Below are 23,700 nucleotides of genomic sequence, written 5' to 3'. Positions count from 1 at the left end.
GGGCTGTTCCCCGAACTTAGCGGAACAGCGACAGGATGCTCTGAGCGTTGGAGTTGGCGATCGACAGCGCCTGGATGCCGAGCTGCTGCTGGGTCTGCAGGGCGGCGAGGCGGGTCGACTCCTCGTTCATGTCGGCATCGACGAGCTGGCCGACGCCGCGGTCGATGGCATCCATCAGCGCCGAGGTGAAGCTCGTCTGCAGATCGATGCGCGACTTGGCGGCACCGAGCGAGGAGGCGCCGGTGGCGATGTCGCTGAGGGCGGTTTCGACGCCGGTCAGCATCTCGTTGAAGTCCGTGTCGTCCAAGCCCGCCGCGGTGACGTCGAGCGTCAGGACCGATGCCGTGACGGCGCCGGCGCCGGTGGTCGTGAACGTGGTGTCGAGGATGCCAGTGTCGGCACCGCTGTCAACCAGCCGGATGTCGGCCAGCGTCACCGAGATCTCACCGGTCGTGACGTTGCCGGTAGCGTCACGGCTGTAGGAGGAGATGACACTGAACTCGGTCGCGGTACCCGTGGAGTCGGTGGTCAGAAGGCTGGAGCCGGCATAGCTTGCCGAGGCGGCCTCGGTGAGCTGCGCCTGCAGGGCAGTGATCTCGCTCTGGATCTTGGTGCGGTCCTCGGTGCTCGACGTCTTGGCGAGCAGGACCTTTTCCTTGATCTGGTCGACCACGTCCTTGGCCGAGTCCATCGCCGTGTAGGCGGTGTCGATCTTGCCGGCGGCGAGGCCGAGGGCGTCCTGGACGACGGAGTTGGCCTTGTTGTCCGAGCGCATCGTGGTGGCGATCGACCAGTAGGCGGCGTTGTCGGACGCCTCGTTCACGCGCAGACCGGTGGAAATGCGGTTCTGCGTGGTGGCGAGGTCCTTGTTGATGTTGGTCAGGGTCTGCAGCGCCGTCATGGCGGACGCATTGGTCAGAAGGCTGGACATAGGAAGTGCCCCTTTGATTCGAATGGAGATTTTTGAGGGACATACCGGGCGATCCGGTATGGCGGGACGGCATCATGCCTGTGAGCTCGTTCGAGATCAGCCCGCCATGCGTTCGGCGCCCTTTATGGCGGGGAACTTCCTACCAAATCGTAATCAGGTGAAATTATTCGTGAACTTTTTGTTTTGTCGCAATTCCGGAGGGAAAACCGGCTTCCGCTTTTCCTGGAATTGCTATCTATGCGAACGAGCGCACGAGGCTGCCAACGAGCAGGTTCCAGCCGTCGATAAGCACGAAGAACAGGATCTTGAAGGGCAGGGAAACGACGGTTGGCGGCAGCATCATCATGCCCATGGACATGGTGATGGTGGCGACGATCAGGTCGATGACCAGAAAGGGCAGCACGACGAGGAAGCCGATCTCGAATCCGCGGCGGATCTCGGAGATCATGAAGGCGGGGATGAGGACGCGCAGATCGGCTGTTTGAGGGGAGACCTCAACCCCGCCGCGCTCGGCAGCCAGGTCGGCGAAGAGGTTGTAGTCTGCTTCCCGCACATTGCCGGCCATGAAGGCACGGAACGGCTCGGCGATCCGCGCCACCGCCACTTCCTCGGAAATCTCGTTATCCATCAGCGGGCGCATGCCGTCGTTCCACGCCCGGTCGAAGGTCGGCGCCATGACGTAGAATGTCATGAAGAGCGCCAGGCTGATGAGGATGAGGTTGGCCGGGGTCGTCGGCAGGCCCATGCCGGCGCGCAGGATGGAGAAGGCGATGACGAAGCGGGTGAAGCTCGTCACCATGATGAGGAGGCCAGGGGCGATCGACAGCACCGTCAGAAGGCCGAAGAGCTGGATGATGTAGCCGACGGTCGTCCCGTTCGCATCGCCGGCGAGGGCACCGAGGTCGAACGTCTGCGCGGCGGCGGGAGCCGCGGCGGCGACAAGGATCGCTATGGCAAGGCCGAGGCGCTTCATTCGTAGATGAAGGTTATGACGAGAACGTCGCTGACGCGGCCCTCGCTGCGGATGCGGGCGCGCTCGCGCAGGTCCGCCTTGAGGTACTGAAAGCCGCTGGCGCTTTCGATCTGCCGCAGCTTGACCGTGCGCATGTAGGCGAAGAGGTCCTGGTGGATCGCCCGGGCGAGCGCCGGGTCCGGCTCGCCGTCGAAGACGACCGCCAGTTCCATGCGCACCCAGACCTCCGTCGGGTCGGCGAGATTGGCGGTGATCGGATCGAGGACGGTGACGGTCGGCGCCGGTCGGGCCTCGCCCTCGCCATCCACCTGCTCTTCCTTGCTCTCGACGCTGCCTTGGTCCTTGATGGTGCCGGGTTCGGAGACCGGTGCCTGATGGCCTTCCAGATACCCCCCCGTGTACCATCCCATGCCGACGGCGAGCGCGGTCACGACCAGGAGCGCTGCCGCCTGTACGATGGGCGAGGGGCCTTTCTTCTGTTCTTCCTGGGAGACCAGCGCCATGTTCCTCGCCTCTAGAACGGCAGCACGGTGTCGAGGATCTGCTGCCCGTAGGGGGGCTGCTGCACCTCGGTGAGCCGGCCTCGGCCGCCGTAGGAGATGCGCGCCTCGGCAATGCGCTCGTAGGAGATGGTGTTGTAGGGGCCGATGTCTGCAGGGCGCGCGATGCCGGCGATGGTGAGCACCCGAAGCTCGGCATTGACGCGCACTTCCTGGGTGCCGGAGATGCGCAGGTTTCCGTTCGGCAGCTTCTCCGTCACGATCGCCGCCACCACCAGCTTGATGTCCTCCGAGCGTTCGGTGGCGCCAGTGCCGGTGGTCGAGGTGCCGGAGCCGATCTCGCCTTCGGCTTCGGCCGCGCCGCTGGCACCGCCGGTGTTGAAGGAGCCGCCAAGGCCGAGGCTGCGGCTTACCTGGCGCGAGCGCTCCGATTCGTTCTTGAACCGCGCCTTGTCGTTGATGACGATCTCGACGGTGAGGATATCGCCCACCGCGAGGGCGCGCGGATCGGTGAACAGACGGCTCTGGCGGTCGCTCCACAGCGAATAGCGGGTGATGGGCCGCGCCGGCTGGCCGGCATAGTGATAGGCCGGCAGCATCGTCGGCACTGCGCCGGCGCCGACGGGAGAGAGGGCCGACGGCCTGCCCAGCTCCTCGGTCGAGGCGCAGCCGCCGAGCGCCAGGGCGGCGGCGAGGAGTGAAATGCCCGCGGTCTTTTTCATGATGGATCCTCAGGACGGGCCGCGCTTGCCATGATGGTGGTCAGGGCGGCGGCGTCCTTGCTGTTCATCTCGTTGAGGATAACGCCTGCCGTGCGCGGCTCGAGCTTCATCAGGATGGCCGCCGCGAGCTCCGCCCGCACTTCGGCCAGGCGCTCGGCGGCGGCGTCGGGCCGCATGTTGGAGTAGATCTCGACGAGGTTGCCCTCGGCCCTGGCGAGGAAGGCGTCGCGGCGTGCGAGCCAGGCTTCGTATTCGGCACGTTTTTCCTCAAGGGCGGCGATGCGCGCATCGACCTCGCCGCGCAGCCCGTCCAGCTCCTGCGCCTGCAGCGCGTAGCGCCGGTCGCGCGCGGCATCGGCGATGTTGGTGCAGAAACGCTCCACCTCGTCCTCTGGCGCATTCGCTGTATCGGCGGCACGGGCGCCGGGCACGGACAGGAGAACGACGGTGGCGAGAGCGGCCAGCGGCAGCCTTGTCCGTCCTGCCGGCGCTGCGGTTCTTGCACAGAAGCTCCTCTTCATCGCTCGCTCCTATTGCAGCACAAGCTCGGCCTGCAGCGCGCCGGCGGATTTGATGCCCTGCAGGATGGCAATGATGCCGTCCGGCTTCACGCCGAGGCGATTGAGACCGGAGACGAGGGTCTGCAGGTCGGGCCCGTCGAGCACGGCTACATTGGCGTCGGGCTGGTCGGCTTCGATGACGGTGAAGGGCTCGATTTCCGTCTCGCCGCGCGAGAAGGGCTCCGGCTGGACGACGCGCGGCATCTCCGTCACCCGCACCGTCAGCGCGCCGTGGCTGATGCCGACGCGGGAGATGCGCACGTCGTTGCCTATGACGACGGTGCCCGTGCGCTCGTCGACGACGACGCGCGCCGGGGCATCGGCCTCCACCATGAGGTTTTCCAGCTCCGCGTAGAAGCGCGCGGCTGAGACTCCCTTCGGCTTGCGGATCACCACGGTTCGCGAGTCCTGCTCGGCGGCGAGGCGAGCGCCGAAGCGCCGGTCGGTGTAGGCGTTGATGGTGTCGGTGATGCGCACGGCGGTGGAAAAATCCGGGTTGCGGAGCTGCAGCGTGAGCATCAGCATTTCATCGAAGGAGGCGGCGACGTGGCGCTCGATGATGGCGCCGTTGGGCACGCGGCCGGCTGTCGGCACGCCCTGGGTCAGCGTCTCGGCCTGGCCCTCGGCGCTGAAGCCGGAGACGACGACAGGGCCCTGCGCCACGGCGTAGATATCCCCGTCGGCGGCGCGCAGCGGGGTCATCACCAGCGTGCCGCCGGCCAGCGACGTGGCGTCGCCCAGCGAGGAAACCGTGGCATCGATGCGTGCGCCGGATTGCACGAAGGGCGGCAGGTTGGCGGTGACGATGACGGCCGCCACGTTCTTCGCCCGCGCCCGACCGCCTTCCGTGGCGATGCCCAGGTTCTGCAGCATGGCGCGGATGGACTGCTCGGTGAAGGGGGCGTTGCGCAGGCTGTCGCCGCTGCCGTTGAGGCCTATCACGAGGCCGTAGCCGACGAGCTGGTTGTCGCGCGAGGCTTGAAGCTCGGCCACGTCCTTGATGCGCGAAGCGGCCGCCGCGGGGAAGGCGGCGGCAATGAGGGCAAGCGCGAGAACGAGGCCGCGCAGCATCATGACGCGCCGACCCTGACGGTGCCGTCGCCCATGACGATGCCGGTGATGACGGCGCCGCTGTCGGCGTTGCGCAGCTTGACGAGGTCGCCGGCGGCGCCTGATTGCAGCGATACGGCCAAGAGGGAAATCGTCAGCGCGCCTTCGGAGAAGACCACCGTTACGGCTGCGCCCTTCTCGACCAGATAAGGTTCGCGTACGGATGACAGTGGCACCAGCCGGCCCGGCAGAAGCGTGCGTCGCGCGACCTTGCCGTCGAGGTCCTCGGGCAGGCGGGCGATGGCCGCCATGCCGCTCCGAGGGTGGCGCAGTAATACTTCGTCCAGCACGTCGGCCGAGACGGTCTCGCCGGGATAGATCACGCGGACGGGGACGACCACCGTCTCCTGGGCGGCGGCAGGGGCGGAAAGGAGCGGCAGGGCCGCAAGGAGCCCCGCCAGCCAGACACGCCGTTTGAGAAAGCCGCCGCGCATGATCGCCCTACCGCATTGACTGGGTAACGGTGGCGGCCATCTCGTCGGCCGCGCGGATGACCTTGGAGTTCATCTCGTAGGCGCGCTGGGCGGAGATCAGGTCTGTGATCTCCTTCACCGGGTCGACGTTGGAATCTTCCAGATAGCCCTGCTCGACGGTGGCGAAGCCGGGATCGCCCGGCACGCCGACATTGGCGGGGCCGGAGGCCACGGTCTCGCGGAAGAGATTGTTGCCGATGGGGGCGAGGCCGGCTTCGTTGGAGAAGGTGGCGAGCGTGAGCTGCCCAAGTTCCTGCAACTCGTTCTGCCCATCGATGCGAGCGAAGACCTGGCCGGATTTGTTGATGATGACGTCCACCGCATCTTCCGGCACGACAATGGCCGGCATGACTGGGAAGCCGTCGACGGTGACGAGCTCGCCGTTGGCGTTGGTATTGAAGGCGCCGGCGCGGGTGTAGAGCGGCTCGCCATCCGCGCCGCCGATCTCGAACCAGCCCTTGCCAACCAGCGCCACGTCGAACTTGTTGCCGGTGTTGTTGAGCGATCCCTGGATATGCACGTTGCGCACGGCCGCCGTCTTCACGCCGAGGCCGATATTGGCGCCTTCCGGGACGATGTTCTGGTTCGCCCGCTCCGGCACGCCCTGAAGCCGCTCCACCTGGTAGAGCAGGTCGGAGAACTCGGCACGGGCGCGCTTGAAGCCGGTGGTGTTGATGTTGGCGATGTTGTTGGCGATGACTTCCAGGTTTGTCTGCTGGGCGTTCATGCCGGTGGCGGCGATGGACAGGGCTTTCATGGGCTTGCTCCTCAGATCGCCATGCGGCTGATGTCGAGATAGGCGTTGACGATCTTGTCGCGGATGGCGATGGCCGCCTGCAGCGACTGTTCGGCGCTCATCACCGCGTCGACCACGGCGCGCGTATCGGCCTCACCCTCGAGCGCCTTGAGCGACAGGTCCTCGGCGTTTTCGAGCCGTGTAACCGTGTTGGTGGCAAGCTCGGTGACCATGGCCGAGAAGGCGTCGCCGGTGGCGACCTCTGCCGTTCTCGTTTCGGGAAAGATCGATTGCGTGCCCGAAAGCGGGGCGATGTTGCCGATGCCGGTGATCATGAGTTGCTCCGCAACAGGTCGATGGTCATTGAAATCATCTCCCGCGCCTGCTTGATGGTTTGCAGGTTTGCCTCGTAGCCGCGGTTTGCCTCGCGCATGTCGGCCATTTCAACCAGCATGTTCACGTTGGGCATCTTGACGTAGCCGAGTTCGTCGGCGGCCTCGTGGCCGGGCTGGAACTCGACCGGGAAGGCCGTCGGATCGCGGGCGATCGCCGAGACCTCGACCATGCTGCCGCCGGTTGCGCGGTCGAGCTCGGCGGAGAAGCTGACGGTCTTGCGCCGGTAGGGATCGCCGCCGGGGATGTCGCTGGTCGACTGGGCATTGGCAAGGTTTTCGGAGACGATGCGCATGCGCTCCGACTGCGCAGTGAGGCCGGAGCCGCCGACTTTCAGGGCGGTGGAAAGGGCGTCGACCATCCCTCTAGCTCCTCGTCGTCATGGTCATCATGCGGTGGAAGGCCTTGACGATGGCCGTGTTGAGCTCGAAAGCGCGGCGGATCTCACCGGACTTGACGAGTTCCTCCTCCAGCACGACGCTGTTTTCCGACGGCAGGAGCTTCGGGTCTTCCTGCTCGTTGAGGGCGAAGGAGGCCGCGGTCGCGCCGGTCTTCTGGTGCACCGCGTGGGTTGCCTGCATGGCGACGCGGCTGTTGGTAAGCACGTTCTCGAACGGCTCTACGTCGATGGCCTTGTAGCCGGGCGTGTTGATGTTGGCGATGTTGCCGGCCACCGCCGCCTGGCGCACCGAGAGCCAGCGCGCCTGCTGCGTGGCCAGATCGAACAGGTTGACGGGTTGCATGGCGACTCCCACGGAATTTGTATCCGAGGCTATGTCGCCAGTCTTGCGTGGGCCTTGCGTCCGTCAGCATGTCGCACCGGCCCGGTTTTCGGGCCGGTGTCAATAATTGCAAAGTACTTTATGTCCCGAAAAGGGCACGGCGCTTGGGCCAGGGTTTACCCGCGATTGAAGCGGATGCTGCAGCCCTTCTTGCGCGCTGCGGCCTCGATCGCTTCCTTCTCGCCCTTCAGCTGGCCAAGCTCGGCGGCGAGATGGTCGTTGCCTTTGGTGAGGAGGAGCGCGGGCCAGAAGACGATGACGCCTGCCCCCACGATCCACTTGTCGTTCGTGGCGCGTCTATCCTGCGTGCCGGAAAGCTGGGCCGCCTTGGCGGAAACGGCCCTGGCCTCTTCCGCAAGCTGAGCGCAGCTATAGTTCTGGTACTGGGTGGCCGAAACATAATTGGCAGCAATGTCTGTCGATTTCGTCGCGCATCCCGCAGCAAGCGCGAGACAGGCAAGAAGCGCAAGGTGGTTCTTCATTAAAATTATTCCAATACGTTGCGTTTACAATGTACTGTACATTGCATAGTAAAATAGGTAAATCAATGGTATATAGGTATTCTGCCCTTGTCCCCACGCTTAGCGTGAAAGGGCGATTTCCGCCTTATTGGACGTAATCAGCATCCAGGTTCCCTCGCGCTCCAGAATTTGCGCCACGTGGCTGCCGTCGGGAAGGGGAGAGCCGCGCTCGACGATCCAGAAGCCGTCCTCGTCCTCGATCATCGCCCGGCCGTTGCCCGCCTCGACAAGGCGGAAGCTTTGCCGATCGCCGGGGTAGGGTTGCTCCGGCGGGTCGTCGTTGTCAAACGCCGGGGTGGCGGGCACCGTGCCGGTGGGGATGAAGTCGAGCTGCGGGAAGCTGTCGACGGATAGAGGGACGCGCTCGCCCACGAGCTCGCCTCGCGCCGCAAGGCCGGTGGCGTCGAAGCCGCCCGGACGCCCGGAGAACTGCAGCGGCCTTATGCCGAATGCCTCCTGGTTGAAGAAGATGTACCAGGGAAACAGCGCGCATATGGCCGCCAGCCCGATGCCGCAGCCGATGGTGAGCCAATCGCGGCCTTCACCGCCGGCGCTGGGGGCTTTGCGGTGGCCGAAGTTTCCTTTGCTCTTCGTGGGCTCTTCCGCCGTTTCTTCCACGGGCGTCGCGTCGGGCAGCACGAGGCCGGCGAGCTTATCCGTCACGGGGCGCCTCCCTGGCCTTCAGTTGCGTGGCGAGCTCGGCGAAGGGATCGGCCACCGGCGGGTCCTTCGGGCCTTGCCGCAGCACGTCGTAGATGACCGGCACCTGGCGCACGGCAAGGTCCAGCTCGGCATCGAGGCCGGCCTGGAAACCGCCCAGCAGCCGGATGTCGCGGGTTTCCTCGAAACGGGCGATCATGGCCTTGAGGCGCTGGATCAGGAGGCGCTTGTCGTCGCTCCAGGCACGGTCGGCCAGGCGGGAGATGGAGGCGAGCGGATTGACCGGCGGATAGCGGCCCTGCTCGGCGACCGCCCGGTCGAGCACGATGTGCCCGTCGAGGATGCCGCGCACCGAATCCGCCACCGGATCGTTGTGGTCGTCGCCGTCGACGAGGACGGAGAGGATGGCGGTGATGGACCCGCGGCCATCTTCGCCCGGCCCGGCGCGTTCGAGGAGCTTCGGCAGGTCGGTGAAGACGGAGGCGGGGTAGCCGCGAGCGACCGGCGGCTCACCGGCCCCGGTGGCCACCTCGCGCGCGGCGTGCGCGTAACGGGTGATGGAATCGAGGATGAGCAGGACTTTTTCGCCGCGGTCGCGGAAGCTTTCGGCCACGCGCATGGCGGCGTCGGCGGCGCGGCGGCGCATCATGGCGCTCTCATCGCTGGTGGCGACAACGGCGACGGTCTTCTTCATGCCGGCTTCGCCGATGGTGTCTTCCAGGAATTCGCGCACCTCGCGGCCGCGCTCGCCGATCATCGCCACCACCACCGTCTCGAAGGCCTCGGCCCTTGCCAGCATCGCAAGCAGCGTCGACTTTCCGACGCCGGAACCGGCAAAGATGCCCATGCGCTGGCCGTGGCAGAGCGGGGTGAACAGGTCGATGACGCGCACGCCGGTGAGGAAGGGCGTGGCGACGCGCTGGCGGCGCAGCGCCGGCGGCGTGCGCGGTTTCTTGCCGGCAGCCGTGACTGGCGGACGGATGAGCGGCGGGCCATCGTCCACCGGACGCCCCAGCGCGTCGATGACGCGGCCGCGCCAGCTCTCATGCGGGACGATGTCGAGCGGGCCGGCGGTGAAAACCGGCTGGCCGAGGCTCGCCTCGGCGTTACGCTCGAAGGGCGCCACCAGGACGTCCTCGGCGGAGATGCGCACGACCTCGCCGCGGTGCTCGGCGCCGTGGGCGCGGTAGGAGACGACATCGCCCAGGCGCGCCGCGCGCGACAGGCCGCGCACCCGGTAGTGCACGGGGGTGACCTCGGAGATGCGGCCGCCATGCTTGACGATGTGGCGCGGTTCGCGGAAGCGCAGATAAGCGGATTCCAGGGCTGTCAGGGCGTCGCCGCCCGCGCGCTCGGCACTGCTGCCCATTAGGAGCCCATCGTCTTGATGGCGTCCTTCATCGAGGTGTCGCTGTCGCGCATCAGCGTGGTGACCTGCTCGAAGGCGCGCTGCACCTGGATCAGGCGCATCATCTCCTGAACGGCATTGACGTTGGAGTCCTCAAGGAAGCCTTGCGCCACACCGACATCCGGCTGATCGACCACCGGCTGTGGCTGCATGCGGGGCAGGAAGCCGGAGTTGCCGTAGCGCTGGGTGTTGGGGCCGGGCGTGAAGGCGAAGAGCCCGATGGCGCCGAGAAGCTGGCCGTTCTGGCGCAGTGTGCCGTCGGCGCCGGCCTCGGGCGGGCCGGCCTGCGGGTCGAGCACCAGCGGCGCGCCGCCGGCGTCGAGCACGGGGTGGCCTTCCAGCGTGACAAGCTCGCCCGTCTCGAGCATGGTGAAACGGCCGTCGCGCGTCATCATCGGACCGGCTTGCGTCTCGACGGCGAACCAGGCGTCGCCCTGCACGGCGAAGTCGAAGGGGTTGCCGGTCTCCTGAAGCCCGCCGGCGCGCGTGTCGTAAAAGTCGTCGCCGGCGGAGACGAAGCTTACCGACTTGTCGGTGAGGCCGCTCATCACATCGTCGAAGGTGATGCCGCCGGCGCGGAAGCCGACGGTGCCGGCATTGGCGACATTGTCGGCGAGTGTGGTGAGCCGCCGCTCCAGCGCCATCTGAGAGGACAGGGCGACGTAGAGTCCGGTCTGCACGGTCTATTTCCTCATCTGGGCAATGGTCAGAAGAACGTCGGTGGAAATGCCGAATTCGGCTGGCTGGGTGAACAGCGCAGCGATGGAGCTTTGCGCGTTGTTGCTCGGGTTTTCGACTTCCCAGAGCGCGGTGAAGCGCTTGAGGAACTCATTGAGCTTTTCGGGGTCCTTGAAATCCTCGAGGTCGATCCGGGCCTTGAACATCTCCGCCTGCTTGTCGATGTCGGCCTGGGCAAGTTCGTCGGGGAAGCCGAGCGCGGTGCGCACGACCTGCGACATGGCGGGGTCGGCCAGCACCTCGTAGAACGATTTCAGGCTGCCCGCCTTGCGCTCGAAATAGAGCGCCAGGCGCACGCCTTCGTTCCGAGCACCGGCGTCCTCCTCGAGCGATTGGCGCAGGTATTTGTCGACGGTGCCGGTCGTGGGGCTGTAGAAGGTGGTCGTCTCCTCGCCGTAGCGGGCGAAGTTGAAGGTTTCCACGAAATCCTTGTAGCGCTTGTCGGTCAGCTTGTTGGCAAAGCTGTCCTTGTCGTCGACGCCCTCCTCCATCGCCTTGACCATCAGGGCCTTGGCATAGGCCATGTCGTCCAGCCCGTGCGCCTTCATGGCGTAGCGGAAGAGGCGGTCGTCGGCGACGAACTCCTCGATCGATTTCACATTCTCGATATTGGCACGGTAATACTCCGTCTCGCGGCTCACGATCGGCTGCGCCTCGATGCGGCTGATGGACTGCGCCATGTCGCGCGTTATCAGCTGATAGCTCGTATAGGTGTTGATCACGCCCGGCTCCCGCAACTCCGTAGGATGAAGCTAGCGGGCCTGCCTTGTGCGAAGCTTTCTTCGGGCCGTTCGCCCCCTTTCAAGCCTCACGCAAGCCACGGGGGCTACTTCGGGGAAGTTGTTCTTCATACGAAGGTCGTGACGTGGGCATTCTCATCGGATTGGTTGTCACCTTTGGCTGCGTGATCGGCGGGTTCATGGCCATGGGTGGGCACCTGGACGTGCTCATGCAGCCGTGGGAACTGGTCATCATCGGCGGCGCGGCGCTCGGCACCTTCCTGGTCGCCACGCCGATGGGGACGGTGAAGGACACGGGCAAGGCGTGCCTCGAGGCGTTCAGGCACGCCGTGCCGAAGCAGACGGAATATCTGGAGACGCTCGGCGTGCTCCACAGCCTGATGCGCGAACTGCGCGCCAAATCGCGCAGCGAGGTGGAAGCCCACATCGACAACCCAGACGAATCGGCGATCTTCCAGGCCTTCCCCACAGTGCTGAAGAACCGGGATCTGATGAACTTCATCTGCGACTACTGCCGCATCATCATCATCGGCAATGCGCGGCCCTTCGAGATCGAGGCGCTGATGGACGAGGAGATCCAGACCATCAAGCGCGACAAGCTGAAGCCTTATCACGCGCTGACGGCGGTGGCCGACGGCCTGCCGGCGCTTGGTATCGTCGCGGCGGTGCTCGGCGTCATCAAGGCGATGGGTGCGCTCGACCAGTCGCCGGAGATCCTCGGCGCGCTGGTGGGGGCGGCCCTTGTCGGCACCTTCCTCGGCATCTTCCTGTCCTACGCCGTGGTCGGCCCCATCGCCACGAAGATCAAGATCGTGCGCGAGAAGAACAACCGGCTTTACGTGATCGTCAAGCAGACACTGCTTGCCTACATGAACGGCTCGCTGCCGCAGGTGGCGCTGGAGTTCGGACGCAAGACCATCTCCGCCTACGACCGCCCGTCCATCGACGCGGTCGAGCAGAACACGCTGGCGCCGGGTGCGCCGGGCGATGCGGAGAAGAAGGCGGCGTGAGTGAAATGAAGGCGCAGGTCGAAAATCCGGAGCTGATGCGCAAGCTCATCGTCGAGCGGCTGGTCGGCGAGACGGGCGACCCGCGCCACGTGGTCGAGACGGCGCGCGCCGCAGCGATGCGGGCCCTGCCCATCGTGGCCGATACATTCAGCGAGAAGTTTCCCACGCCGATGGCGGTCGACGTGGCGGGTATCGATGTCGTCCGCATGGCCGAACTGAAGCCGGAGAGGGATTCGCTCGACGCGCTGGTGGTGGTTCCCGCGACGACATCGCGCGATGCGCTGACCATGCGGCTCGACCCGCAGGCGCTTTCGCTGCTCGTCAGCACGCTGTTCGGCGGCGATCCGGACATTCCGCCGCCGCCGCTCGACAGGGCGCCGTCGAAGATCGAGCTCGACGTGGCGGCAATCGTCTTCGAGGCCTTCGCGCGGGCCCTCGACGGCAATGGGCCGCGGGCGCTGGGCCTGCGCCTGCCGGTGCCGCAGCCGCTTTCCGGCGTGAGCGATTTCAAGCGCTTTGTCGTTCGCGACGGACCCGGCGTGCGCATCACTTTTTCCCTTGGCGCGGGCGACGAGGTGGGGCTTCTGTCTGCCTGGATGCCGCAGCGCGTCCTCCTGGAGCGTGGTGCCGCCCCTCCGGACTCGGCCGAGGAGCGGGTGCAGGCGGTCGCGTGGCGGCAACGTTTCAACGACGAGGTCCTGCGCTCCAATGTCGAGCTGACGGCGACCATCCCGCTCATGAAGATGCCGCTCAAGGCGCTGGCCGGCCTCAAAGAGGGTCAGGTGCTGGAACTGCGCGAGAACGCGCAGGCCGAGACCCGGCTTTCGGTGCGCGGCCGCACGATCTTCACCTGCGAGTTCGGCAGGCTGGGGCAGCATTACACGGTACGGGTGAAGCAGCCCTTCGACGCCAGGCAGGACGTCCTGGACGGGCTACTGGCCGGCTAATCAGGAGAGACCGATGGGCAAGAGCGATCCGGCGACCGACGAGAGCGACGACGAGCAGCTCAACAAGGCGATCGAGGAGCTGCGCGACGTGTTGCAGGACGAGGCCGCCCCCGGGGTAGCCACCGGCCATGCCGGCTTCGTCATGAACATCCCCGTCGAAGTGCAGATCGTGCTTGGCAGCGCGGAGATGCCGGTTTCTGAACTGATGGCCTTGCAGAAGGGCTCCACGGTCTCGCTCGACCGGCGCATCGGCGAGCCGGTGGACATCATCGTCAACGGCCGGCGTATCGCGCGCGGCGAGATCACTCTTCTGGAGCACGATCCGAGCCGCTTCGGCGTGCGCCTGACCGAGATCGGCGGCGCGGGTAAATGATGGGTTCCGTTCCCCCCTCTCCGGTTACGATCGGGGGCAGCCGATGGGGTTGCCGGTGAAGCTTACGCAGGCGCAGAAGGCGGCGGCGATCCTCGTCGCCATGGGCAAGCCCTCGGCAGGAAGGCTCCTGAAGTTCTTCAAGCAGGAGGAACTGAAGTCGCTGATCGAGGCAGCAAGGCTCTTGCGCACGATACCGCAGGCCGAGCTGGAAAAGGTGGTGCGGGAATTCGAGAACGAGTTCACGGAAGGGGCGGGCCTGCTCGATTCGGCCGACAGCATGGACAGGATCCTGACAGACTCGCTGTCGCCGGAGGAAGTGAGCGTGCTGATGGGGCACAGCGAGCCGCCGCCCGTCAGCATGGAGGAGGTCTGGCGTGAACTGGAAAAGCTCGACGCGGACCGCCTGGCACAGGTGCTGGCGCGCGAGCATCCGCAAACCGTGGCGGTCATCCTCGCGCATATGGCGCCACAGGCCGCCTCGAAGGTGGTGCTCGTCCTCAAAAAGACGCAGCGCGGCGAGGTGATGCGGCGCATGGCCTCGATGGGGCAGGTTCCGCCCGCCGCCCGCATCGTCATCGAAAAGCGCATCGCCGAAATCCTGCGCGCGGAGGCCAACGGCAGGGATGCCTCCGCGGGACAGGCGCGGGTGGCAAGTGTCCTCAACGAGATGGACAAGGCGCAGATCGACGAGGTCATCGGCGATCTGGAGGAGGCGGGCTCCGAGGACGTCGAGGCGATCCGCGGGCGGCTCTTCACCTTCGAGGAGGTGGTGCACCTGCCGCAGAAGGCGCGGGTGGCGCTGTTGGACGGGCTGGCCACGGATCTCGTCACGCTCGCCCTGCGCAACGCGCCGAAAGACCTCGCCGAGGCGGTTCTTTCAGCACTCGGCGCCCGTTCGCGCCGCATGATCGAGGCGGAACTCGCCATGCCGGCGGACGGCATCCCGGCCGAGGAGATCGCCCAGGCGCGCCGACGCATCGCCGCCGCCGCCGTGGCGCTTTCCCAGCAGGGCCTGTTCGAGCTGCCGTCGGCGCAGAAGGCGGCGTAGCGAGCCGGAGCGCGAATGGCTGAAGGGCCGGACAAGGAAAGCAAGACAGAAGAGGCCACGGAAAAGAAGGTCCGCGACTCGGTCGAGAAGGGGCAATTGCCGTTCTCGAAGGAGGCGCCGGTCTTCGCCTCGTCTCTCGCCATCCTTGCCTTCGTTCTGTTTTTCGCCCGCGACAGCGCCGTGGACCTCGGCCAGTTTCTTTCCATCTTCATCGAGCGGGCGGACGACTGGTCGCTCGAGACGCAGTCGGACGCGATCGCCCTTTACCGCATCGTCTTCCTGGAGATCGCAAAGGTGGTCAGCACGGTCATGCTGCTCCTGGTGTCGGCTGGGATCGCGGCTTCCGTGCTGCAGAACATGCCGCGTTTCGTGCTTGAACGCATACAGCCGAAAGCCTCGCGCATCTCGCTCGCCAAGGGCTGGTCGCGCCTCTTCGGACCGCGCGGGCTGGTCGAGTTCGCCAAGTCGCTGGGCAAGCTGCTGGTGGCGGGCACTTTCGTCGCTTTCATGCTGCGCGCGGCCGATGTACGGCTGCTCTCCGGCATGGTCACCCACCCGTTTGCCTTCACGGTTACCATCCGCGACATCGCCATCGACATCCTAATCGCCGTGACGCTGGTCATGGCGCTGATCGCGGTGGCGGACGTTGTCTGGTCGCGCTTCAACTGGCGGCAGGACCTGCGCATGACGCGCCAGGAGGTGAAGGACGAGCACAAGCAGACGGAAGGCGATCCGATCGTCCGGGCCAGGCAGCGTTCTCTGGCGCGCGACCGGGCACGGCAACGCATGATGGCGGCGGTGCCGCAGGCCACGCTGGTGATCGCCAACCCGACACACTACGCCATCGCCATGCGCTATCAACGCGATAAGGACCCCGCCCCGGTGGTCGTCGCAAAGGGGCAGGATCTCATCGCGCTCAAGATCCGCGAGATCGCGCGCGAGCACGACATTCCCATTTTCGAGGAGCCGGCGCTCGCCCGCTCCATGTACAAACAAGTTTCGGTGGATAGCATGATCCCGCCTGAGTTTTACAAGGCCATGGCCGAGCTTGTGCGCCGCGTCTACAGGCTGGCAGAGGGAGAGAGAAGGGCGACATGAGATGAACCGGCAGCCGCATTCCGCCGCCCGCGAGATCGTCGTGGCAAACGCCATCCAGGATGTTGCCAACGAGCTGAGGCTCATCGAATTGGCCGACTACGTGGCCTTCATCCGCCTGGAGAGCATGGCGAGCATTGCCGATATCGTGGAATCGGCGGCCGAGCTCTACTTCATGCCAGGTACACTGAGGCTCGGCCATGGCTGCGAGGCGCATGTCGGTTGGACGGAGACGCCGCGCATCGCGCTCGATCTGGAATTGCGGCCGGAGGGAGCGACGGTCTATTTCACCCTGTCGCTGAGCGCGCTGCAGGCGGCGGTGGAGGTGAGCTACGTGGCATTCGACCGGCCTTCGGACGATCCGGAGGACAATTCCGCCTTCCTGGAAGCCGCGCTCGCCAAGGCCCGCATTCGCAGGACGCTGCCGAGCTGCGTTTAAGCTATCGTCCGCATCAGGTGAAAGGCCTGCGCGCCCCATTCGAGGCCGGCCTCGTGCAGGGCACGCAGCGGCCGCGGGCGGGGCGGGGTGACGGGTAGGGGCAGGTCCGCCTCCGGAAGGCTACCGAGGATGTGCTGCGCCAGGACCTGGCCAAAAACCGTGCCGGGGGCGATGCCGCGGCCGTTGTAGCCGCTGAAGCCAACGATATTGGGCGCCAGGCGGTGGAATTTCGGCAGGTGGTCGTCGGTCATGCCGATCATGCCGTACCAGGCGTGGCTGAACGAGACGTCTTCCAGCGCGGGGAAGAGCCGGCGCAGGGTCCGCCGCGCCCAGGCGGCATGCACCTGGCGCCCGGTGCCACGAAGCGTGCCGATGCTGCCGCAGATGAGCCGGCCCTGGCGGTCCATCCGGAAAGAGGTCAGCACCTTGTTGGTGTCCCAGGCGCCCTGGCGCTCGGGCAGGATGCGCTTTCGCAGCGCCTCGCTGAGGGGTTCCGTGGCGAAATTGAAATAGGGCATACGGACGAGTTCGGTGCGCAGCTCCGGCCACAGGTGCCCGGTATAGGCGTTGGTGGCGGCTACCACCCACTCGGCCGTGACGCTGCCCGAAGGTGTCACGACACGCCAACGCGCACCGTCGCGTTCGACCGCCATGGCCGGTGCGCGGGTGAAGATTTGAGCGCCGGCGCTAATCGCCGCGCCCGCCAGGCCGCGGGCAAAAGCGAGTGGCTGGAGGGTGCCCGCACGCTCGTCGAGCAGGGCGCCGGCATAGGCGGCGGTGCCAGTCTTGGCGGCGGTTTCTGCAGCATTGAGCAGGCGGACGGGCGCGCCCCGCGCCCGCCATTGCCGAGCGCGCTCCTCGATCTGGCGGAGGCCGTTTTTGCCCGCCGCGCAGTGCAGGGTGCCTGTCCGCTCCGGCTCGCAGGCGATGGCGTGCTTCTCGATGAGGTCGAAGACGAGGCGCGGGGCCTCGCCCAGGAGGGCGAGGAGCCGTTGGCCGTAGACATCTCCGAGCGTGCTCGGCAGGTCGTCCGGCATGACCCACATGCCGGCGTTGACGAGGCCTACATTGCGGCCCGAGCCGCCATGACCGATTTCCGCTGCCTCCAGGACCGCCACCTTCGCTCCGGCTCCTGCCAGGTGCAGCGCGACGGAAAGGCCGGTGAAACCGCCGCCGACGATGGCAACGTTGGCAGTGAGGGAGCCGGAGAGAGGGGCGGTTTCAGGCGCGGGCGGGGCGGTCTCGGCCCACAGGCCCTGACCGTCGGCATCGTCATGCATCGTGGTAAGCTCATGGCTCGACAGAACTCCGCTGGAGATTTCGCACGCGGCGAGGGAAATGCCAATGGCCACTTACGGGCGGCCTTCTTTGCTCTCCCTCTTCTGCCGAGGCGGTGTTGGCCGGCTCGGCGAGGATATTGTTACCGTAAATTTACTCCGACGATACGGATCGCATCTCACGCCTTCTGCTCTATGCAGGGAAGGAAGAGTGCCGATTACCGTAAACATACCCCATCGCAACTGAACGAATCACCTGCGTCTTTCCTACGACAGGGGCGAGCGCGCTGCGCCCGACGTGTTCTTTACGTCTGCCGTAGTTCTCCAAAGCCGAAAAGGCAAAGGTAGGGAAAGGCGTAATGTCCAACGGTGCCGACTGCACTTCGTTAGCTTTCCGTAACCGGCTGCTACGGGTTCGCGGATTGCGGCGGATGCTTGCGGCCACATTCTCGTTTACTGCCGATCGATTCACCCAATTCTTCCCTGCGACTGAACCGGGCGGGGCAGCCGGTTTGTGTGCATGGAGCGCACGAACCGCCGCAAGAAATCATGAAATCAGCGATGGCGTTTGGAGACAGGAAATGACGAGAGATATTCAAGGTCGGGCGACAGATTCCGGTAAATTCGACGGAGCATGGCGCAAGGGCGGGAAGGCTTTCGCGATTATGCTCGCAAGCGCCCTGTTCATGGGTGCCCATATGGGCGTGGCGCAGGCGGTTCAGCGAAGCTTTCTCAACCTTGGGTTTGAAGAGCCGACGATGAATCCTAACCGAGCTAACAACGGCGCTGGTTCCTGTGAATCGATCGTGATCCCGATGGAAAGCGGATTGGTGCCCGGGTGGAAGACGACTCATGCGACGCTGACGGATGGAGGGCACAGCGGGCGATGCACGTTGACGAGCGGGCAGGACTACTCGGCTACCGGCAAAATGATCGATATCTGGTACACCGGAAAGGTCAACGGGATACCTTCGTACGCGGGAAACCAACTCGCGGAACTGAACGCGCTGGATGTATCGCGCATATATCAGTCCGTCTGCCTGCTGCCGGATGACGAGATCGGGTGGTACTTCAGCCATCGCGCCCGCACGAGCAGCGGGGATACGGCGGTCTTCAGGATCAACGATTCCAACGGCGCCCTGCTTTGGGATATCGCGGAGGTCACGAGCGACACCAACGGCAACGGCAACGTCGATGCCTGTTCCCACGGCACCTGTGCCCCCGCTGCAAAGGTGAACACCTGGTCCTATTATGAGGGCAACTTCACATGGACACAGGCCGCGGGGGAATACCAGTTCGGCTTCGAGGCGCTGGGGAACGGTGGCGGCCAGTTGGACTACGGCAATCTCATCGATGAAATCAATATCTCCGGCCTCGTTCCCTTCGTCGAACTGGAGCAGGCGAGCGGCGAGGGCGAGGAGGGCACGGCAAGTCCGGGGAACATCCTCGTCAGCGGCGAAGTCAAGCCTGGTGAAACGCTCACCGTGACCCTCGCGGTCATCGACGGGACGGCAACCGGACCTGCCGACTACAGCGGCGGGCCGACGGTCACGATCACAATCCCCGAAGGCACATATGACGCGGAGCCCTTCGCGATTCCCGTGTCGATCCTCACGGACCAGGAAAAGGAAAACAGGGAACAGTTCACCATCGAAGTGGTGGAGAACGAAGCCGCCTACATAATATCCAGCACCAGCCAATGCGGTGGCGCCGGCATCGACTCCATGACCTACACGATCCTGGATGCGCATATGGAGATCACGAAAGCCGCGGTATACCAGGACACAAACGGGGACGGTTTTGCGAGCGACGGCGACACGATCCAGTACACCTTCACGGTGACGAACACGGGGGATGTGGACCTTACCAATGTAACGGTCACGGACCCGACGGTGCCAGTCACCGGCGGTCCAATCGCGACGCTTGCGGCGGGGGCGACGGACAGCACCACCTTCACGGCAGCCCCCTACACCATCACCCAGGCTGACGTGGACAGCGGCTCCGTAGAGAACCAGGCGACAGTGACGGGGACAGCTCCAGGAGGGCAGGACGTCACCGACATGTCCAGCGATCCGAACAATCCGGATGGCGGCCCGGACGGCCCGACGGTGACCGAGCTGGCGCAGGAGCCGGCTCTCGAGCTGGTCAAGACGGGGACGTTCAACGACGACGGTGCCGGCGCCGCGAGCGGAAATGGCTTTGCGGAGCCTGGGGAGACGATCAGCTACACGTTCACGCTTACGAACAACGGCAACGTGCCGATCACGGGCGTCACGCTGACGGATGATTTCATCACGGCGAATGGCGGGCAAATAACGGGCGGGCCGATCAGGCTGGAGCCGCAGGGCACCGACAGCACCACCTTCACGGCCACGTATACGATTACGGAGAACGATATTGCGGCGGGGGGTGTCACGAACCTCGCGACGGCGACGGGCACGGACCCGTCGGGCCAGGATGTGACGGCGCAGTCGCATGACGGTAGCGGGACGCCGGGGACGGGAACCTTTACGGAATTGAAGCAGGGCGCGCCGGCTCTCGATCTTCTCAAGAGGGGGGCGTTCCAGGACGATATGGTTCCCAACGGCTATGCCGAGGCGGGCGAGACCATCACCTATACCTTCACGCTGGAAAACAAGGGCGATGTGAAGATAAGCGGGATCGTGGTGACGGACCCGAGGATCGCGTTGCCGGCCATGACGCCGGTGGACCTGGAGAAGGGGGGCACGCACGAGTTCACATTCGACTACACGATCACGGACGCGGATATCGACGCAGGCGGGTTCGAGAACACGGCCGTGGCGACGGGTACGGACACGTCGGGCAAGGATGTGACGGCGACCTCGCACGATGAGAACGGGAACGCGGGGACCGAGGTCGTGCTGGAGAGGGGCTCTTCGGCCTATACCGTGGTCAAGTCGAGCGGCGCCTTCCAGGACGCGAACGGCAACGGCTATGCCGACGAGGGGGAGACGATCACCTACACCTTCAAGGCCATGAACCTTGGCGATGTGGTGCTGAGCGATGTCGGCGTGGAGGACGCCAGGATCGGCTATGTCTCGCAGAAAGCGACGCTGCAGCCGAAGGGCACGGCGGGCGACACGCATGAGTTCACCTTCGACTATGCGATCAAGAAGGACGACCTGGAGGAGGCCATGATCGAGAACGTCGCCGTGGCGACGGCAACGGACCCGACCGGCCAGAAGATCCCGCAGAAGTCGCATCCCGAGGGCAAGCCGCCGGGCACCCCGACGGTGACGGATATTCCCCATGGGGACAGCGACTTCATCAAGACATCCGTCGGCGTGGTGGACCACAACGGCGACGGGGTGACGGGGAATGCGGGCGACCGCATCAACTACGCCTTCACGATCGTCAACCTCGGCAACGTGGCGATCGAGGCCTTCGCGATCGACGATCCCGGGGCGGTGATCGAGGGCACGCTTGCCGCGCCGATCCCGGTCGGCGGCCAGGACGATACGAGCTTCACGGGCTATCACGTGATCACGCAGGAGGAGATCGACGCGGGCTCCTTCACCAACCTTGCCGAGGGGACGGCGACGACGACGGGGGGCGGGACGTTCACTAAGACATCGCGCAACGACAAGGAGGGCAGCAAGGAGGGTGACGCGACCGAAACGCCGCTGGAGGCGACGCCGGGTATCGAGACCGAGCTGGTGTGCACGCCCAAGGACACGAACGGCACCGGCATCATCGATGCCGGCGACAAGCTCCAATGCGACGTCATCGTCACCAACAACGGCAACGTGACGCTGAACGATGTGGCGGTCGCCGGGGTGGAAACACCCGGGGTGCCGGGAGCGACGACGCCCCTGGCCGATGTTGCGGGCGGGCCGATCCCCGTGCTCAAGCCGGGGGAGTCCAACAAGACGAACTTCACCGTGGAATACACGCTGACCCAGGAGGATCTGGATGCCGGCGGGGTGTTGTTGCAGGTGGAGGGGGTCGGCACGCCGCCGCCCAAGGCGGACGGCAGCCCGGCGGACCCGGTGACGGACCTTTCGGACGACCCGGCCAACACGGCCGACGAGGATCTGGACGGCGACGGCACTCCCGACGATCCGGCCCATGTCCGGCTGCCGGAAGAGGTGAAGCTGAAGGTGACGGACAAGGAAACCGTCATGCCTGAGGGCTTCCCCAAGGCCGGCGATGTGATCGAGTACCGCGTGACCATCGACAATGTGGGCAATGTGACGGCCAAGGATGTGAAGCCGAAAGATCGCGGCCCGACCTTTGCCGGCAAGCCTGGCACGGGTACCCTATCGGCCTTCGAGCCGGCCGCAGTGGCCGCGCTGCAGCCGGCCGACGCCCCGGCGATATTCACCGCCTTCTATACGCTCTCCGCCGAGGATGTGGCGCGTTCGGCCGGCCAGCCGGAGGGGGTCCAGAACACCGCCAGCGCCGAGGGCGGCTCGGCGCGCAGCGGCAAGCCGATCGACAATGTGGAGCCGGCGACGACCAAGGCGGAGCTGCCCAGCTTCGGGCTCACCAAGCAATCGCGGCTTTCGCAAGCGCGGCGGGGCGAGCGGGTGCCCTACACCATCACCATGAGGCCGGTGGGCATTGAGGACGACACCCAGTCCGTCACGCTGATCGACACCATGCCTCCCGGCTTCATCTATGTCGAGGGCTCGGCGAGCATCGATGGCGTGGCGGTGAGGCCCGAGCAGCGCGGCCGCGAGCTCGTCTTCGAGAACGTGCCCTATACGGTCGACACCGAGGAGATCGTCGTGGAATTGAGCCTCGCCGTCTCGGCCGCCCTCAAGCCCGGCGAATATGCCAATCAGGCGAAGGTGATCGTGGATGGTGTCGAGGGGCAGGTGATTTCCCCCATCGCCAAGGCCACGGTCGAGGTGGTGCCCGAACCTGTCTTCGACTGCGGCGATCTGATCGGCAGGGTGTTCGACGACATCAACCGCAACGGTTACCAGGACGAAGGCGAGCCGGGATTGGCAGGCGCTAGGGTGGCAACGGTGGACGGGCTTCTCCTCACCACCGATGCGCACGGCCGCTTCCACGTGGCCTGCGCCGACATGCCGGACGGGCGCATCGGCTCGACCTACCTGATGAAGCTCGATCCGCGCACGCTGCCGACCGGCTACCGCATCGTCAGCGAGAACCCGCGCACGGTGCGGCTGACGGCGGGCAAAGCCTCGCGCCTCAACTTCGCTGCCGCACTCAGCCGTGTCGTGCGCGTCGACCTGAACGATGCTGCCTTCGAGCCAGGCATGCAGGAATTGAAGCCCGAGTGGCAGGTGAAGCTGCCGCTGCTCATCGCTCTGCTGGAACCCGAGGAATCGGTGCTGCGCCTCGCCTATGTCGACGCCGGCGCAGACCGCAAGCTCGCCGCCAACCGCATGAAACACATCCGCCGCGCCATCGATGGCATGTGGAAGGAAAAGCCCGGCCGATACCGGCTCGAGATCGAGACCAAGATCGAGCTGAGCAAATAGATCGGGCCGAGCGGCGGCGTGTATGGCCATCGCTCACGGTAAACACACCGTTAGCAAACTGACGTAAGCGTTCTGCCTTTCCTATAGTGCCGCTGATCTTTTGCTCGCGCTCGAAGCGCAGCTCCCCCGTACGCGTCCCCGTATATGTGTCACCCCGACAACCATCGTCATGAAGCAAGGGAGTTCTTCCTTATGCCCAACATATCAATCCGCCGGTTTCTCCGTGGCACGCAGGAGCATGGGAGATGGAATCTGCCTGGCTTTTGGATGGTGGGCCGCGCGCGGCCACGCGCGGCGGGCATCATCCGCCGCCTTCGCTCCCGGCTTGAATCGGTTTGGCGCACGGAGAAGCTTTCGCGCGCGCTGCCCGCCGTCGTGCTTCTGGTGCTGTTGGCCCTTTGCGCAACGCCCGCTACTGCGCAGAACATTCCGCCGACATCTCCGTGTGAACTGGGTTACAATACGGTGCCTGACGGTTGGCGAGCGGTTGTTTCGACTCCGGATTGCTCTTCGGTTGATGGGTGGGGGGCAGGGGTCGATAACGGTTTTGGTACTCCCGTCGCGTGGGAGAACGGGGACCTTCCCCCGCTTCCGACTGGAGACCCTACTTTCGAATCCATGATAGTGCAGACGAACAACGACGGGAAAGTCGCCGAGTCTGTCGCGACCGAGATGACAGGCCTCGTCCCGGGACAAGAATACCGGATTTCGTTCTTCGGCATGGGAGCTAAAGTATCGTGGGACACTGGTAGCAATATAATCGTGTATGAATCATGTCCTGGATTAACAC

The 23,700-nt window shown here is 65.3% G+C and carries 24 protein-coding genes; 7 read left to right on the top strand and 17 right to left on the bottom strand.

The window, feature by feature from the left end; translation table 11 throughout:
• Window positions 1-16 precede the first annotated feature (16 nt).
• The 16 genes from GPJ75_RS09095 to GPJ75_RS09020 all read right to left on the bottom strand — a co-directional run bounded on the left by GPJ75_RS09095 (window position 17) and on the right by GPJ75_RS09020 (window position 11,229).
• Entirely contained in the window at window positions 17-931 is a 915-nt protein-coding gene (locus GPJ75_RS09095; protein ID WP_163267305.1) for a flagellin N-terminal helical domain-containing protein, read from the bottom strand.
• Between the two features lie 235 nt (window positions 932-1,166).
• Complete coding sequence (fliP, locus tag GPJ75_RS09090; protein WP_163267304.1) at window positions 1,167-1,904, bottom strand: flagellar type III secretion system pore protein FliP; 738 nt, start codon at window positions 1,902-1,904, stop codon at window positions 1,167-1,169.
• Window positions 1,901-2,407 carry a flagellar basal body-associated FliL family protein gene (locus GPJ75_RS09085; RefSeq protein ID WP_163267303.1) on the bottom strand — a complete coding sequence of 169 codons (507 nt, stop codon included), beginning with the start codon at window positions 2,405-2,407 and terminating at the stop codon, window positions 1,901-1,903. The genes fliP and GPJ75_RS09085 overlap by 4 nt, the downstream gene beginning before the upstream one ends.
• A gap of 11 nt (window positions 2,408-2,418) precedes the next feature.
• Window positions 2,419-3,126, bottom strand: coding sequence for a flagellar basal body L-ring protein FlgH (gene flgH / locus GPJ75_RS09080; RefSeq protein ID WP_163267302.1), 708 nt, complete (start codon window positions 3,124-3,126; stop codon window positions 2,419-2,421).
• A complete protein-coding gene (locus tag GPJ75_RS09075) occupies window positions 3,123-3,647 on the bottom strand; it encodes a MotE family protein (RefSeq protein WP_163267301.1) in 525 nt (174 codons plus the stop codon). Before GPJ75_RS09075 ends, flgH begins: the two co-directional genes overlap by 4 nt.
• Before the next feature lie 9 nt (window positions 3,648-3,656).
• Window positions 3,657-4,757: a flagellar basal body P-ring protein FlgI gene (locus tag GPJ75_RS09070; RefSeq protein WP_246249012.1), complete on the bottom strand. Its 1,101-nt coding sequence runs from the start codon at window positions 4,755-4,757 to the stop codon at window positions 3,657-3,659.
• Entirely contained in the window at window positions 4,757-5,230 is a 474-nt protein-coding gene (gene flgA, locus GPJ75_RS09065) for a flagellar basal body P-ring formation chaperone FlgA (RefSeq protein WP_163267299.1), read from the bottom strand. The genes GPJ75_RS09070 and flgA overlap by 1 nt, the downstream gene beginning before the upstream one ends.
• A 7-nt stretch (window positions 5,231-5,237) precedes the next feature.
• A complete protein-coding gene (flgG, locus tag GPJ75_RS09060) occupies window positions 5,238-6,026 on the bottom strand; it encodes a flagellar basal-body rod protein FlgG (RefSeq protein ID WP_163267298.1) in 789 nt (262 codons plus the stop codon).
• Window positions 6,027-6,037: 11 nt separating this feature from the next.
• Window positions 6,038-6,340, bottom strand: a complete 303-nt coding sequence (fliE, locus tag GPJ75_RS09055) for a flagellar hook-basal body complex protein FliE (protein ID WP_163267297.1) — start codon at window positions 6,338-6,340, stop codon at window positions 6,038-6,040.
• Window positions 6,337-6,759: a flagellar basal body rod protein FlgC gene (gene flgC, locus GPJ75_RS09050; RefSeq protein ID WP_163267295.1), complete on the bottom strand. Its 423-nt coding sequence runs from the start codon at window positions 6,757-6,759 to the stop codon at window positions 6,337-6,339. The genes fliE and flgC overlap by 4 nt, the downstream gene beginning before the upstream one ends.
• A 4-nt stretch (window positions 6,760-6,763) precedes the next feature.
• Window positions 6,764-7,141 carry a flagellar basal body rod protein FlgB gene (gene flgB / locus GPJ75_RS09045; RefSeq protein ID WP_159589155.1) on the bottom strand — a complete coding sequence of 126 codons (378 nt, stop codon included), beginning with the start codon at window positions 7,139-7,141 and terminating at the stop codon, window positions 6,764-6,766.
• A gap of 155 nt (window positions 7,142-7,296) precedes the next feature.
• Window positions 7,297-7,662 carry a hypothetical protein gene (locus GPJ75_RS09040; RefSeq protein WP_163267293.1) on the bottom strand — a complete coding sequence of 122 codons (366 nt, stop codon included), beginning with the start codon at window positions 7,660-7,662 and terminating at the stop codon, window positions 7,297-7,299.
• 99 nt (window positions 7,663-7,761) lie between these two features.
• Window positions 7,762-8,364: a hypothetical protein gene (locus GPJ75_RS09035; protein WP_163267291.1), complete on the bottom strand. Its 603-nt coding sequence runs from the start codon at window positions 8,362-8,364 to the stop codon at window positions 7,762-7,764.
• Entirely contained in the window at window positions 8,354-9,730 is a 1,377-nt protein-coding gene (gene fliI / locus GPJ75_RS09030; protein ID WP_163267289.1) for a flagellar protein export ATPase FliI, read from the bottom strand. The genes GPJ75_RS09035 and fliI overlap by 11 nt, the downstream gene beginning before the upstream one ends.
• The gene (gene flgF, locus GPJ75_RS09025) at window positions 9,730-10,449 is read right to left on the bottom strand and encodes a flagellar basal-body rod protein FlgF (protein ID WP_163267287.1); all 720 of its coding nucleotides are present in this window, start codon (window positions 10,447-10,449) and stop codon (window positions 9,730-9,732) included. Before flgF ends, fliI begins: the two co-directional genes overlap by 1 nt.
• A gap of 3 nt (window positions 10,450-10,452) precedes the next feature.
• Window positions 10,453-11,229 carry a DUF1217 domain-containing protein gene (locus GPJ75_RS09020; RefSeq protein ID WP_163267285.1) on the bottom strand — a complete coding sequence of 259 codons (777 nt, stop codon included), beginning with the start codon at window positions 11,227-11,229 and terminating at the stop codon, window positions 10,453-10,455.
• A 143-nt stretch (window positions 11,230-11,372) separates the two neighbouring features.
• On the opposite strand from GPJ75_RS09020, the gene motA reads away from it, so the two are divergent.
• From motA to GPJ75_RS08990, 6 genes are read left to right on the top strand one after another with little or no spacing between them, the layout of a single operon-like run.
• On the top strand, window positions 11,373-12,257 hold the full coding sequence (motA, locus tag GPJ75_RS09015; protein ID WP_163267283.1) for a flagellar motor stator protein MotA: 885 nt from the start codon (window positions 11,373-11,375) through the stop codon (window positions 12,255-12,257).
• A 5-nt stretch (window positions 12,258-12,262) separates the two neighbouring features.
• Entirely contained in the window at window positions 12,263-13,204 is a 942-nt protein-coding gene (locus GPJ75_RS09010; RefSeq protein WP_163267750.1) for a FliM/FliN family flagellar motor switch protein, read from the top strand.
• A 13-nt stretch (window positions 13,205-13,217) separates the two neighbouring features.
• On the top strand, window positions 13,218-13,577 hold the full coding sequence (gene fliN, locus GPJ75_RS09005) for a flagellar motor switch protein FliN (RefSeq protein ID WP_163267281.1): 360 nt from the start codon (window positions 13,218-13,220) through the stop codon (window positions 13,575-13,577).
• 43 nt (window positions 13,578-13,620) lie between these two features.
• Complete coding sequence (locus GPJ75_RS09000; protein WP_163267279.1) at window positions 13,621-14,625, top strand: flagellar motor switch protein FliG; 1,005 nt, start codon at window positions 13,621-13,623, stop codon at window positions 14,623-14,625.
• Between the two features lie 15 nt (window positions 14,626-14,640).
• A complete protein-coding gene (gene flhB, locus GPJ75_RS08995; protein ID WP_163267277.1) occupies window positions 14,641-15,723 on the top strand; it encodes a flagellar biosynthesis protein FlhB in 1,083 nt (360 codons plus the stop codon).
• A gap of 1 nt (window position 15,724) precedes the next feature.
• Window positions 15,725-16,159, top strand: coding sequence for a hypothetical protein (locus GPJ75_RS08990; protein WP_159589175.1), 435 nt, complete (start codon window positions 15,725-15,727; stop codon window positions 16,157-16,159).
• Here the strand turns inward: GPJ75_RS08990 and GPJ75_RS08985 are convergent.
• A complete protein-coding gene (locus tag GPJ75_RS08985) occupies window positions 16,156-17,439 on the bottom strand; it encodes an NAD(P)/FAD-dependent oxidoreductase (protein ID WP_163267275.1) in 1,284 nt (427 codons plus the stop codon). The genes GPJ75_RS08990 and GPJ75_RS08985 overlap by 4 nt on opposite strands.
• Window positions 17,440-18,329: 890 nt before the next feature.
• Between GPJ75_RS08985 and GPJ75_RS08980 the strand changes: the two genes are divergently transcribed.
• Entirely contained in the window at window positions 18,330-22,910 is a 4,581-nt protein-coding gene (locus GPJ75_RS08980) for a DUF7507 domain-containing protein (protein ID WP_163267273.1), read from the top strand.
• Window positions 22,911-23,700: the final 790 nt, after the last annotated feature.

The sequence above is a fragment of the Chelativorans alearensis genome, from assembly GCF_010993735.1.
Taxonomy (GTDB): domain Bacteria; phylum Pseudomonadota; class Alphaproteobacteria; order Rhizobiales; family Rhizobiaceae; genus Chelativorans; species Chelativorans alearense.
Note: the sequence above shows the minus strand (reverse complement) of the source record. Positions and strands in the feature narration are given on the sequence as shown.